10 protein-coding genes are annotated in these 12,396 nt (G+C 72.4%); 6 read left to right on the top strand and 4 right to left on the bottom strand.

The window, feature by feature from the left end; all coding sequences use genetic code 11:
- Window positions 1–87 precede the first annotated feature (87 nt).
- Window positions 88–606: a DUF4245 domain-containing protein gene (locus ACWDX7_RS01965; protein WP_451490398.1), complete on the bottom strand. Its 519-nt coding sequence runs from the start codon at window positions 604–606 to the stop codon at window positions 88–90.
- Window positions 607–869: 263 nt separating this feature from the next.
- Here ACWDX7_RS01965 and glpX point away from each other — a divergent pair, with 263 nt between their 5' ends.
- Window positions 870–1,901: a class II fructose-bisphosphatase gene (gene glpX, locus ACWDX7_RS01960; RefSeq protein ID WP_451490292.1), complete on the top strand. Its 1,032-nt coding sequence runs from the start codon at window positions 870–872 to the stop codon at window positions 1,899–1,901.
- Between the two features lie 166 nt (window positions 1,902–2,067).
- Here the strand turns inward: glpX and ACWDX7_RS01955 are convergent, their stop codons facing one another.
- Window positions 2,068–2,466, bottom strand: coding sequence for a WhiB family transcriptional regulator (locus ACWDX7_RS01955; protein WP_451490291.1), 399 nt, complete (start codon window positions 2,464–2,466; stop codon window positions 2,068–2,070).
- Between the two features lie 133 nt (window positions 2,467–2,599).
- A complete protein-coding gene (locus tag ACWDX7_RS01950) occupies window positions 2,600–3,073 on the bottom strand; it encodes a LiaF domain-containing protein (protein ID WP_451490290.1) in 474 nt (157 codons plus the stop codon).
- Between the two features lie 146 nt (window positions 3,074–3,219).
- On the opposite strand from ACWDX7_RS01950, the gene ACWDX7_RS01945 reads away from it, so the two are divergent.
- Both ACWDX7_RS01945 and ACWDX7_RS01940 read left to right on the top strand, forming a co-directional pair.
- Window positions 3,220–4,911: a fumarate hydratase gene (locus ACWDX7_RS01945; RefSeq protein ID WP_451490289.1), complete on the top strand. Its 1,692-nt coding sequence runs from the start codon at window positions 3,220–3,222 to the stop codon at window positions 4,909–4,911.
- A gap of 224 nt (window positions 4,912–5,135) precedes the next feature.
- Complete coding sequence (locus tag ACWDX7_RS01940) at window positions 5,136–5,906, top strand: glycerophosphodiester phosphodiesterase (RefSeq protein WP_451490288.1); 771 nt, start codon at window positions 5,136–5,138, stop codon at window positions 5,904–5,906.
- Between the two features lie 97 nt (window positions 5,907–6,003).
- Here ACWDX7_RS01940 and ACWDX7_RS01935 read toward each other — a convergent pair whose 3' ends face one another.
- A complete protein-coding gene (locus tag ACWDX7_RS01935; protein WP_451490287.1) occupies window positions 6,004–7,536 on the bottom strand; it encodes a ricin-type beta-trefoil lectin domain protein in 1,533 nt (510 codons plus the stop codon).
- A 107-nt stretch (window positions 7,537–7,643) separates the two neighbouring features.
- Here ACWDX7_RS01935 and ACWDX7_RS01930 point away from each other — a divergent pair, with 107 nt between their 5' ends.
- From ACWDX7_RS01930 to ACWDX7_RS01920, 3 genes are all read left to right on the top strand, one after another.
- The gene (locus ACWDX7_RS01930; protein ID WP_451490286.1) at window positions 7,644–9,047 is read left to right on the top strand and encodes a class II fumarate hydratase; all 1,404 of its coding nucleotides are present in this window, start codon (window positions 7,644–7,646) and stop codon (window positions 9,045–9,047) included.
- 112 nt (window positions 9,048–9,159) lie between these two features.
- Window positions 9,160–9,930, top strand: a complete 771-nt coding sequence (gene fomD, locus ACWDX7_RS01925; protein WP_451490285.1) for a cytidylyl-2-hydroxypropylphosphonate hydrolase — start codon at window positions 9,160–9,162, stop codon at window positions 9,928–9,930.
- Window positions 9,931–10,168: 238 nt separating this feature from the next.
- Complete coding sequence (locus ACWDX7_RS01920) at window positions 10,169–12,394, top strand: SpoIIE family protein phosphatase (protein ID WP_451490284.1); 2,226 nt, start codon at window positions 10,169–10,171, stop codon at window positions 12,392–12,394.
- Window positions 12,395–12,396: the final 2 nt, after the last annotated feature.

Here is a 12,396-nt window from a genome sequence, read left to right as displayed (position 1 = left end):
GTACGTGGCCGTACTCGCGCGCTCCGACGACGCAGGGAGGCGCCGTGCCAGGCAGCGCGGGCCCGCGGAGATCGCCCGGACAGGGGCCTAGGCGCCCTGCTTGAACTCCAGGGCCGCCACCATCGCGCCGAGCTGGCCGAAGTCAGCCGTCCCCGTCACCACCGTGACGTGGCCCTGCTCCTGCCGGACGAGGGCGTCGTACTTCTCGCCCTCCCAGCGCTCCCAGGCCAGATCGCCGATCTGCTGCGTCTGCCCGGTGGCCTTCGCCTGCTGGGTGACCTTCTCGATGTACTTCGCCGAGACGTCGCTGGACTGCTCCACCGCGACGTACTGCCGCTGCGGATCGAGGAAGCCCAGGTGCCAGGCGTTGGCGTTCTTGCGCTCGTACGTCACCGAGGTCGCCCGCCACTGCTCCGGGAGGCCCGCGGGCGCGGCGACGGGGTACGGCGCCGCCCGCCGGGCGGTGATCGTCTCGACGCGGTAGTCCACCGCGCGCGTCGGATCGGCCTTGTCGTCATGGGGGACGAAGAGGTAGATCCCCGCCACCACGAGGCCGATCACCGCCAGCGACCGGACCATGTCCCAGACCGTCTGCTTGCCTTTCATACCTGCCACGGAACCATCGTCTCGCATCGGCGGGGGGCGATCATGGCCGGGGTCGCCGCCGGAGCCGGCGCGTCGCCCCCGCACCAGCACCGCAGCAGGGACCCCGCCGGGGACGCGGCAGGGACCGCAAGACGTCCGCTCAGGCCAAACGCCTGACCGATATTCCGCTCATACGTGACCCGCTCTGCTCAATTTATCGACGTACCGATAGAGTTCCAGCACCCTCACTTCCCGGCCGTCGCCGTACAGAAAGGTGCGCTCCGATGACCGAGCACAACCTGCCGCCCCAGCTCGAAGTCTCTCCCGAAGCCCCCGACCGCAACCTCGCCATGGAACTCGTCCGTGTCACCGAGGCCGCCGCCATGGCCGCGGGCCGGTGGGTCGGGCGCGGCGACAAGATCGGCGCGGACGGCGCCGCGGTCAACGCCATGCGGACCCTGATCTCCACCGTCTCGATGAACGGCGTCGTCGTCATCGGCGAGGGGGAGAAGGACGAAGCCCCCATGCTCTTCAACGGCGAGCGGGTCGGCGACGGCACCGGTGCCGAGGTCGACATCGCCGTGGACCCGATCGACGGCACCACCCTGAACGCCAAGGGCATGCCGAACGCGATCGCCGTACTGGCGGCCGCCGACCGCGGCACCATGTTCGACCCGTCCGCGGTCTTCTACATGGACAAGCTCGTCACCGGCCCCGAGGCCGCCGACTTCGTCGACATCAACGCCCCCGTCTCGGTGAACATCCGCCGGGTCGCCAAGGCCAAGAACATGGCCGTCGAGGACGTCACCGTCGTCATCCTGGACCGCCCCCGCCACGAGGGCATCGTCAAGGAGATCCGCGAGACCGGCGCGCGCATCAAGTTCATCTCGGACGGCGACGTCGCGGGCTCGGTCATGGCCGTGCGTGAGGGCACCGGCGTGGACCTGCTCCTCGGCATCGGCGGCACCCCCGAGGGCATCATCTCGGCCTGCGCCATCAAGTGCCTCGGCGGCACCATCCAGGGCAAGCTGTGGCCGAAGGACGACGCCGAGCGCGGTCGCGCCCTCGACGCCGGCCACGACCTGGACCGCGTCCTGACCACGCACGACCTGGTGTCCGGCGAGAACGTCTTCTTCGTCGCCACCGGCATCACGGACGGTGAGCTGCTGCGCGGTGTCCACTACCGCTCGGAGACCGCGACGACGTCCTCGCTGGTCATGCGCTCGAAGTCGGGCACGATCCGGCAGATCGACTCGACCCACCGTCTGGCGAAGCTCCGCGCCTACAGCGCGATCGACTTCGACCGCGCCCAGTAGAGTGGCGGGCGGCACACAACGGAGGGGCGGTTCCCGCGTGCGGCGGGGACCGCCCCTCCGGGCGTTCTTCCTACGGGGCCGGGGCGTGCGGGGCCGGGAGCGCGGTGACCCTTTCGCCGGCGCGTACGGGAACCCGTGGGCCGGCGTCCGGCCGGCCGCCCCGGATTCAGCCCGCGGCCGCTATCGACTCCGCTCCCGGGCCCTGGCGCAGCTCCGCCGACCTGCGCCGCATCCGCGCCAGCACCACCCGGCGCTCGGCCGCGGTGAGCCCGCCCCACACCCCGTACGGCTCCGGCTGGAGCAGGGCGTGCTCCCGGCAGGCGACCATCACCGGGCAGCGGGCGCAGACGCGCTTGGCGGCCTCCTCGCGGGAGAGGCGCGCCGCGGTCGGCTCCTTCGACGGCGCGAAGAAGAGCCCCGCCTCGTCACGGCGGCACACCGCCTCCGCATGCCATGGGCCGTCTTCCACCCTGGCCGGCACCCGTGGCTTCGGCACGGCCACCGCGCGCCCCTGGAGGCTCTGGAGGGCGGCGACCTGCAGGGACTGATGCGGCGGATGCGGCACGGTCTACTCCTGACGACGTATACGCGAGCGAGAGACGATGCACCTGTCCCTACCCGCTGTGCGCGCCCCTATGCGCCCCGTGCCCCCGGGCGGGAGGTTCGACCGAAATACGACGGCGGCGGTGGCCGGAGGGCTACCCTCGGCCGCCCTCGCGCAGTTGGAGGGCCAGGTCGACCACCCGTGCGCCGGGCTTGGGCCGTGCCTCGATGCTGCCGAGCAGCGCGAAGCCGCGGACGATCACCACGGGGGCCTGCGGATCGGTGGGCGCACGCCCCTCACCGCCCACCTCGAAGCTGCCGAGGACGCCGCTGCCGTAACCGCGGAGCGTGACGTTCTCCGGCACCAGGACTTGGACGTTGCCGAGGACGCAGGTCACGTTGATCTCGGTGACCTGCTGCTCGAAGACCGCTGCGGTGAGGTCGAGGGTGATGTCACCCATGACCGACACCGCGCGGGTCCGCGCCCCCGGCCGCCAGCCGCCCCTGCGGCCGGAGCTGCTGCACACGGCGACCACGCTCTCGGCGGGGCCGGCGTCCAGGGGCCCGGGCTCCCGTAGAGGGGCGGAGAGGTCGGGCGCGGGCGCGGCGGGGTGCTTTTCCAGGTCCACGCCCACCAGCATAGCGAGACACGATAGATCGCGATACTACTGAGTGAGCCCTACCTCACAGACGCACCCGCCCCGCGAGGTCCTACGCTGGTGACCGCGCTGCCAATTGGTCGTCAGCGCTGTCCGCCGAGTGAGGAATGGCCCCCATGTCCCTTAGCCCCCGCCCCCCGGGCCCGGAGTTCGCGTACACCGACCTGCTGCCCCTGGGCGAGGACACCACCCCCTACCGGCTGGTGACCGCCGAGGGCGTGTCCACCTTCGAGGCGGACGGCCGTACGTTCCTCAAGGTGGAGCCGGAGGCGCTGCGCAAGCTCGCCGAAGAGGCCATCCACGACATCCAGCACTTCCTGCGCCCCGCGCACCTCGCTCAGCTGCGCCGCATCATCGACGACCCCGAGGCCTCCTCGAACGACAAGTTCGTCGCGCTGGACCTGCTGAAGAACGCGAACATCGCGGCGGCCGGTGTCCTGCCGATGTGCCAGGACACGGGCACGGCCATCGTCATGGGCAAGCGCGGACAGAACGTGCTGACCTCGGGCGGCGACGAGGCGGCCCTCTCGCGCGGCATCTACGACGCGTACACGCGGCTGAACCTGCGCTACTCGCAGATGGCTCCCCTGACCATGTGGGAGGAGAAGAACACCGGCTCGAACCTGCCCGCGCAGATCGAGCTGTACGCGACCGACGGCGGCGCCTACAAGTTCCTCTTCATGGCCAAGGGCGGCGGCTCGGCCAACAAGTCCTTCCTCTACCAGGAGACCAAGGCCGTCCTCAACGAGGCCTCCATGATGAAGTTCCTGGAGGAGAAGATCCGCTCGCTCGGTACGGCGGCCTGCCCGCCCTACCACCTCGCCATCGTGGTCGGCGGCACCTCCGCCGAGCACGCGCTGAAGACCGCGAAGTACGCCTCGGCCCACTACCTGGACGAGCTGCCGCGCGAGGGCTCCCCGCTCGGCCACGGCTTCCGCGACGAGGCACTGGAGCAGCAGGTCTTCGAGCTGACCCAGAAGATCGGCATCGGCGCGCAGTTCGGCGGCAAGTACTTCTGCCACGACGTCCGCGTCGTGCGCCTGCCGCGCCACGGCGCGTCCCTTCCGGTCGCGATCGCCGTGTCCTGCTCGGCGGACCGCCAGGCCACCGCGAAGATCACCGCCGAGGGCGTCTTCCTGGAGCAGCTGGAGACGGACCCGGCGCGCTTCCTGCCGGACACCACGGACGCGCACCTCGCCGAGGCCTCGGACGTCGTCTCGGTCGACCTGAACCAGCCGATGGACGAGATCCTCGCCACGCTCACCAAGCACCCCGTCAAGACGCGGCTCTCCCTGACCGGCCCGCTGGTCGTGGCGCGCGACATCGCGCACGCCAAGATCAAGGAGCGGCTGGATGCGGGCGAGGGCATGCCGCAGTACCTCAAGGACCACCCGGTCTACTACGCCGGTCCCGCGAAGACCCCCGAGGGCTACGCCTCGGGCTCCTTCGGCCCGACCACGGCCGGCCGGATGGACTCCTACGTCGAGCAGTTCCAGGCGGCGGGCGGCTCCAAGGTCATGCTGGCCAAGGGCAACCGCTCGCAGCAGGTGACGGACGCGTGCGGTACGCACGGCGGCTTCTACCTCGGTTCGATCGGCGGCCCGGCCGCGCGTCTCGCCCAGGACTGCATCCGGAAGGTCGAGGTCCTGGAGTACGAGGAGCTGGGCATGGAGGCGGTCTGGAAGATCGAGGTCGAGGACTTCCCGGCCTTCATCGTCGTGGACGACAAGGGCAACGACTTCTTCCAGAACCCGGCACCGGAGCCGACCTTCACCCACATCCCGGTCCGCGGCCCGGGCCTGGCCTGACGCATCGCGGAACGGGGCGGGGCCGGGCGGGACGGACGCACCCCGCCCCGCCCGCCCCGTCCCGTCCGGCGACCGCCCCGGCGGGCCGCCACACCGGTGGTCCGCCACACCGGTGGTCCGCCACACCGGTGGGCTGCCGTGCGCGGCTGCGGGATGGGCACCGGTTAACGTCGGGGAGACAGGGAGGCACCCTCCCGTTCACCCCGCCCCGCGAGGCTCTCCGTATGACTGTGACGTCCTCCCGCCCGACCGCCCGCGCCACCCGGGTGGTCGCCCATCGCGGGGCCTCCGACGAGCATCCCGAGCACACGCTCGCCGCCTATCGGCAGGCCGTCGCCGACGGGGCCGACGCGCTGGAGTGCGACGTACGGCTCACCGCCGACCACCGGCTGGTCTGTGTCCACGACCGGCGCGTGGACCGGACCTCCGACGGGCGGGGGCTGGTCTCGGCGCTGACCTACGACGAGCTGTCCGCCCTCGACTTCGGGGCGTGGAAGGGGACCGCGCACGCCGGCTCCCGGGTGCTGCTCTTCGAGGACCTGCTCCGGGAGGCGCTGGCCGCGCCCCGCCCGGTCGGGCTCGCCGTCGAGACCAAGCACCCCACCCGTGCGGGCGGCCGCCTGGAGGCCGAACTGGTGCGGATGCTCCGGGAATACGGCCTGGCCGACGGCTCCACCGGCCGGGTGGAGGTGATGAGCTTCTCGCGGAGCGCCCTGATCCGCATGCACCGGCTCGCGCCCGGCCTGCCCGCGGTGTACCTGATGGAGCGGCGGCTGCGTCCGGTGCGCCCGCCGTACGCCGCCCACGCGGGGCCGGGCATCGACCTCGTACGCCGGGATCCGGGGCTGGTGGGCCGGCTCAAGGCCAAGGGGCTGGCCGTACGGGTGTGGACGGTGGACGAGCCCGAGGACGTCGAGCTGTGTCTGCGCCTCGGCGTGGACACGATCATCACCAACCGGCCGCGGGCGGTGCGCGAGCAGCTCGACTCCCGCTGACCGGCCGCGCCGTGCCAGCACCCGGACGTGGCAACACCCGGCCGGGGTGCGCCGGCCGGGTGTGGGGGGCGGGTCGGGGGCGGTGGGGGTCAGGCGGTTATGTGAAGCGCTGGGTCGCCGAGCCGTCGCAGGGGCGGAGCCGCAGCGGATCGTGTGCGGCGGCGACCGTCAGGCACATGCCCGGTGCGGCCGCCGGCCGGATGGTGGCGCCGTCACGGACGAACCGCTGGTTGGCGGCGCCGTGGCAGTTGTAGAGGATCAGGCCGGTGCCGCTGCCGTAGGAGGCGCCGGGGGCGTCGAGGCAGCGGTCCTGGGTCAGCTCGATGTGGAGGGACCCGCGGGCGGCGTCGTACCACCAGCCCTGGTTGCGGCCGCCGTGGCAGTCCCAGCCCACGATCGCCGTGTCATTGGCGCTGGAGCCGCCCTTCGCGTCGAGGCAGTTGCCGGTCGCCTCGTTCCTCAGTGGCTTGAACTTGTCGTCCCAGGCCCCGGCTTGCAAAACGGGGGTGCCGGTGCTCGCCGGGTCGGCGCAGGAGGCCTCGCGCAGGCCGGAGGCGTAGAGCTGGGTGAGGCAGGACGCGAAGGCGCCGTGGCCCCGGTAGTTGGGGTGGAAGGACTGGCGCGCGGTGTTCTCGTCCCACGGGAAGTGGTCCGCGAGGTCCAGGTAGAGGCCGCGGGCCCAGGCGTCCTCCATGCACACCTCGTGGCCGTGGAAGAGCCGCGAGTTGTCCAGGTAGAGGGCGCCGGAGTTGCGGGCCGCCTGGCGCATGCCCTTCTCGAAGGCGGGCACCGCGTAGTCGCGGCCCCAGCGGGCGTCGGAGTCGTAGCCGGCGCAGCCGCCGGGCAGCTTGCCGGGGAAGCTGGGGTTGTCGTAGAAGTCGGGGCCGATGGGGCTGGGGTAGCCCATCAGGACCAGCTTGTAGTCGGAGTCGGCGTAACCGGCGCCGCGCATGACGGTCTTCAGGTCCGCGACGGTGGACTCCACCTTGGGCCTGAGTCCGTCGACGCGCGCCTGCCAGCCGGGCGCGTACTTGGGCTCGCAGGCGCCCTGGCTGAGGACCCAGCGGGTCACGCAGTCCGTCATGACGGGACCGAACTGCAGGTCGTCGTTGGCCCCCGCGACCAGCAGGACCATTTTGATCCTGGTGTTGCGGGCCTTGATCGCGAGGCTGTCGCTCTGCACCAGCTCGTCGGCGTACTGCTTGGCGCCGCCTATCTTGATGTTGCCGCTGGACGCGCCGGAACAGGCTACGTTGAAGGTCAGGTCGGCCTGGATGCCGGTGCGGTGGATCGCCGTGTCCGGCGAGCGGTGGCACTGGTTGGCGGGCGTGTTGGTCGCGGGGTCGTAGTTGCCGACGCCCTCGCCCGAGATCTCGCTGTCGCCCAGCGAGATCAGGCCCGTCTTGCGCTCCTGCGGTGGACGGATGGCCGCATCGCCGTAGATCTTGACGGCCTCCGCGGCGCGGATGGCCTCCAGTTCGGGCGAGAGGGGGACGACGGCCTGGGCGGGGGTGGCCGCCTGGGCCATGGGGGTGATGGCGGTGACGCCCCCGAGGGCGGCCGCGAACGCCGCGACCGCGGCGAAGGTAGATCTGAGCCTTGGCTTCGGCTTCGTACGTGCGCGTGCCATGAACGCCTCCCCGGTGTCAGTGTTACCCCCGGTATTTACTGGCCGGTAGGTGACTTGGGAACACTTCGAACAAGACAATTGCTCAACTTTTAGAGGAGACCCGAAACATGACGGCAGATCAGCAGCCCGGCAGCTACCGCGTCGAGCACGATTCCATGGGTGAGGTACGGGTCCCCGCGGACGCCAAATGGCGAGCTCAGACCCAGCGCGCGGTGGAGAACTTCCCCGTCTCGGGGCAGCGGCTGGAGGACGCCCACATCCAGGCACTGGCCCGGATCAAGGCCGCGGCCGCCGTGGTCAACGCCCGCCTCGGCGTGCTGGACCAGGACGTCGCCGACGCCATCCGGTCCGCCGCCGAAGAGGTGGCCGAGGGGCACTGGTACGCGCACTTCCCGGTGGACGTCTTCCAGACCGGGTCGGGGACCTCCTCCAACATGAACGCCAACGAGGTCATCGCCACCCTGGCCTCCGAACGGCTGGGGCGCCCGGTCCACCCCAACGACCACGTCAACGCCTCGCAGAGTTCCAACGACGTCTTCCCCTCCTCCATCCACATCGCCGCCACCGCCGCCGTCACCGGGCAGCTGATCCCGGCCCTGGAGCACCTCGCCGGCGCGATGGAGCGCAAGGCCGCCGAGTTCCAGCAGGTGGTCAAGGCCGGGCGGACCCACCTGATGGACGCCACCCCGGTCACCCTGGGCCAGGAGTTCGGCGGGTACGCGGTCCAGCTCCGCTACGGCGTCGAGCGGCTGCGGGCGGCCCTGCCGCGCCTGGCCGAACTGCCGCTGGGCGGCACCGCGGTGGGCACCGGGATCAATACTCCGCCCGGTTTCTCCGCCGCCGTCATCGCCGAAGTGGCCGCCACCACGGGCCTGCCGCTGACCGAGGCCCGCAACCACTTCGAGGCCCAGGGGGCCCGGGACGCGCTGGTGGAGACCTCGGGCATGCTCCGCACGGTCGCCGTCTCCCTCACCAAGATCTCCAACGACCTGCGGTGGATGGCCTCCGGTCCGCGCACCGGATTGGCCGAAATCAATCTCCCCGATCTCCAGCCGGGGTCCTCGATCATGCCCGGGAAGGTCAACCCGGTCGTCCCGGAGGCGGTCCTGATGGTCGCCGCCCAGGTGATGGGCAACGACGCCGCCGTCGCGGTGGCGGGGGCGGCCGGCAATTTCGAACTCAACGTGATGCTTCCGGTGATGGCCAGGAACCTCCTGGAGTCGATCCGGCTGCTCGGCAACGCGAGTCGCCTGCTGGCCGACCGCACGGTCGACGGGATCACCGCCAACACGGCACGGGCCAGGCAGTACGCCGAATCCTCGCCCTCCGTGGTGACCCCGCTGAACCGCTACATCGGCTACGAGGAGGCGGCCAAGGTCGCCAAGAAGGCCCTCGCGGAGCAGAAGACGATCAGGGAGGTGGTGCTGGAGTCCGGCTACGTCGACCGCGGCGATCTCACCCTGGAGCAGCTGGACGAGGCCCTGGACGTGCTGCGTATGACGCGCCCCTGACACTCAGCCCGGGCGGCGCCGCCAGGGTCCGGATCCGGTCGATTCCGGTCCCGCGACTCCCCGGTGACCTTCGCCGCAGCGGGCACGAGGGCCCCCACCCTAAGATCTGCGCATGACAGGTACCTTCAGGCCAGCGAGGGGCGGCGCGGCACGGGGCGACGTGCGCAGCGAGGCGCGGAGCGACGTACGGGACGCGGCACGGGGTGACGTACGGGGCGAGGTGCCGGGCGCGCGCTGGGTCCCCGGGGAACAGATCCTCTGGCGCTACCGCGACCAGGATCCGGCGGCGCGGGGCCAGCTGCACATCTGCCGTCCCGTGACCGTGGTGCAGGACACCGACGAGCTGCTGGCCGTGTGGATGGCCCCCGGTACCGAATGCGTCAAACCGGTCCTCGCGGACGGCACCCCCGTGCACGCGGAGCCGCTCGCCACCCGCTACACCGCGCCGCGCACCACCGTGCGCTCGCGCTGGTTCGGTACGGGTGTGCTGAAGCTGGCCCGGCCCGGCGACCCCTGGTCGGTGTGGCTCTTCTGGGAGCGCGGCTGGCGGTTCAAGAACTGGTACGTGAACCTGGAGGAGCCGCGTGCCCGCTGGGCGGGCGGGGTGGACTCGCAGGACCACTTCCTGGACATCGCCGTGCATCCGGACCGCAGCTGGAAGTGGCTGGACGAGGACGAGTTCGCACAGGCCCAGCGCGCCGGTCTGATGGACCGGCAGCAGGCACGGCGGGTGCGGGCCGCCGGGCGGGCGGCGGTCGAGGTGATCGAGGCCTGGGGGGCGCCGTTCTCCGAGGGATGGCAGGACTGGCGGCCGGATCCGGCCTGGACCGTCCCCGTACTGCCGGAGGACTGGTACCGCACCCCGGCCCATATCAGGTCATGAGACCCTTGATGCGCCCCCGGGGTTCAACCGTAGGATCGTCCTCCGCGAGGTCGCGCGCCCTGAGCGGTGCGCTAGGGCGTCGTGCGTATGCGGGACTTGACCGGAGGTCAACCCAGAACGAGGTAACGAGGGGGAAGCGGTATCGCGGGCGATGGTGCCCCGGCCGCTGAGCGGGTATACCGCGACTGACCGACTTGTGTGCAGCGCACATCGAGCGCAAACGGACGGAATTCCACGCGTGACGGAGTACCCCACCTCCCAGGAGGGCCCGCAGCCTGCCGCGGCCGCCGCGACACCGGCACCGGGCGGCTCCGAGCTGCCCGCCGGCTCCGGCGCGGCCCGCGCCGACCTGGCCCGCGCCGCGGCTATCGCCGCCTCGGGCGCGGGTACGGACGAGCCCGGCCACGGCAAGGCCCCGGTCCCGGCCGTCGAGGCCACCCGCCCCGGGATCCCGGCGGCCCGCGCCGCCGGCGGTGCGCGGGAGCCGGGCACGCGCGAGGACGGACAGGCCGGGCGCCTTCCCGGGCCCGCGCGCCTCGCGCAGGGCTCCGCCGGCCAGGGGCAGGAGTACGCGCCCACCGCCGCGGGAGAGCGGCACGGCGGCGGGACCGGGATACCGGCCGCCGCGGCCGGGGACACCGTCGCGCGCCGCGAAGGGGACCGGCTGCGCTTCGTCGGCGCCGCCACCCGCCGCATCGCCCGCGGCATCGACCTCGACGAGATCGTGCTCGGCCTGTGCCGGGCCACCGTGCCGACGTTCTCCGACGCCATCCTCGTCTACCTCAGGGACCCGCTCCCGGTCGGTGACGAGCGCCCCGTCGGCCCGGTCGTCTTAAGGCTCCGCCGGACCGACCGGCTCAGGCCGATCGAGGAGTTCACGGACGGCGGCACCACCACCGGCGCGGGCGCGGGCGCGGGCACGGACCTCGCCGGGGCCGATGGAGCCACCGGGGCAACGGGGGTCGACGGAGCCGCCGGGGGCGGGCTGGACTTCAGCCAGCTGCCGCTGCTCGGCCCGCAAGGCGACCTGCCCGCCGCCGAGTTGTGCGAGATCCGGCCCGGCGGCGCCCTCGCCGAGGTGTTGCGCGGCGTACGGCCCGTCTTCGGGTCCTCCCCCGGCGCCAAGGCCGCGCTGCCGGAGCTGCTCGGCTCGGAGCATCCCCTTCCGCGCGGCCAGCGGGCCATCCTCGCGCCGCTGCGCGGCCGCCGCCGGGTGATCGGCGCGGCCGTCTTCCTGCGCAGCCCGGAGCGTCCCGCCTTCGAGCAGAACGACCTCCTGGTCGCCGCCCAGCTGGCCACCCACACGGCGCTCGGCATCGACAAGGCGGTCTTGTACGGCCGTGAGGCGTACATCGCCGACGAACTCCAGCGCACCATGCTGCCCGACAGCCTCCCCCAGCCCACCGGGGTGCGCCTGGCCTCCCGCTACCTGCCCGCCGCCGAGACGGCGCGGGTCGGCGGCGACTGGTACGACGCCATACCGCTGCCCGGCAGCCGGGTGGCGCTGGTCGTCGGTGACGTCATGGGCCACTCGATGACCTCCGCCGCGATCATGGGCCAGCTCCGCACCACCGCCCAGACCCTCGCCCAGCTCGACCTTCCCCCGGCCGAGGTGCTGCACCACCTGGACGAGCAGGCGCAGCGGCTCGGCTCCGACCGCATGGCCACCTGCCTGTACGCGGTGTACGACCCCGTATCGCACCGGATCACCATCGCCAACGCCGGCCATCCGCCGCCGGTGCTCCTGCACTTGGGCGGCCGCGCCGAGGTGCTGCGGGTACCGCCCGGCGCCCCCATCGGCGTCGGCGGCGTGGACTTCGAGGCCGTGGAGCTGGACGCGCCCGCCGGGGCCACGCTGCTGCTGTACACGGACGGGCTGGTGGAATCGCGCCTGCGCGACGTGTGGACCGGCATCGAGCAGCTCCGCGAGCGGCTGGCCACCACCGCCCAGCTGACCGGCCTGGACCATCCGCCGCCGCTGGAGGCCCTGTGCGACGACGTCCTGGACATGCTGGGGCCCGGCGACCGGGACGACGACATCGCGCTGCTCGCGGCCCGCTTCGAGGGGATCGCGCCCAGTGACGTGGCGTACTGGTTCCTGGATCCGGAGGAGACGGCTCCGGGCCGGGCCCGCCGGTTCGCCCGCCGCGCCCTGACCCGGTGGGGCCTGGAGGAGCTCAGCGACTCCCTGGAACTGCTGGTCAGTGAGGTCGTGACGAATGCCGTCCGGTACGCGGAACGGCCCGTGACGCTGCGCCTGCTGCGAACGGACGTACTGCGCTGCGAGGTCGGCGACGACTCCCCGCAACTGCCCCGCCAGCGCCGGGCACGGGACACCGACGAGGGCGGCCGGGGCCTGTTCCTGGTCAACCGGTTGGCCCGCCGCTGGGGCGCCACGCGCCTGAGCAGCGGAAAGGTGGTCTGGTTCGAGCTCGCCCTGCCGGCCGCCCCCGAGCGGCGCTGACC

The organism is Streptomyces sp. NPDC003034 (genome assembly GCF_053591375.1).
This window is presented reverse-complemented; position numbering and strand designations above follow the sequence as displayed.

What these genes read in the sequence shown, in the direction of transcription:
- glpX (WP_451490292.1), top strand. Translation starts at nt 870, where the DNA reads ATGACCGAGCACAACCTGCCGCCCCAGCTCGAAGTCTCTCCCGAAGCC.
- ACWDX7_RS01935 (WP_451490287.1), bottom strand. Translation starts at nt 7,536, where the DNA reads ATGGCACGCGCACGTACGAAGCCGAAGCCAAGGCTCAGATCTACCTTC.
- ACWDX7_RS01945 (WP_451490289.1), top strand. Translation starts at nt 3,220, where the DNA reads ATGTCCCTTAGCCCCCGCCCCCCGGGCCCGGAGTTCGCGTACACCGAC.
- ACWDX7_RS01940 (WP_451490288.1), top strand. Translation starts at nt 5,136, where the DNA reads ATGACTGTGACGTCCTCCCGCCCGACCGCCCGCGCCACCCGGGTGGTC.
- fomD (WP_451490285.1), top strand. Translation starts at nt 9,160, where the DNA reads ATGACAGGTACCTTCAGGCCAGCGAGGGGCGGCGCGGCACGGGGCGAC.
- ACWDX7_RS01930 (WP_451490286.1), top strand. Translation starts at nt 7,644, where the DNA reads ATGACGGCAGATCAGCAGCCCGGCAGCTACCGCGTCGAGCACGATTCC.
- ACWDX7_RS01965 (WP_451490398.1), bottom strand. Translation starts at nt 606, where the DNA reads ATGAAAGGCAAGCAGACGGTCTGGGACATGGTCCGGTCGCTGGCGGTG.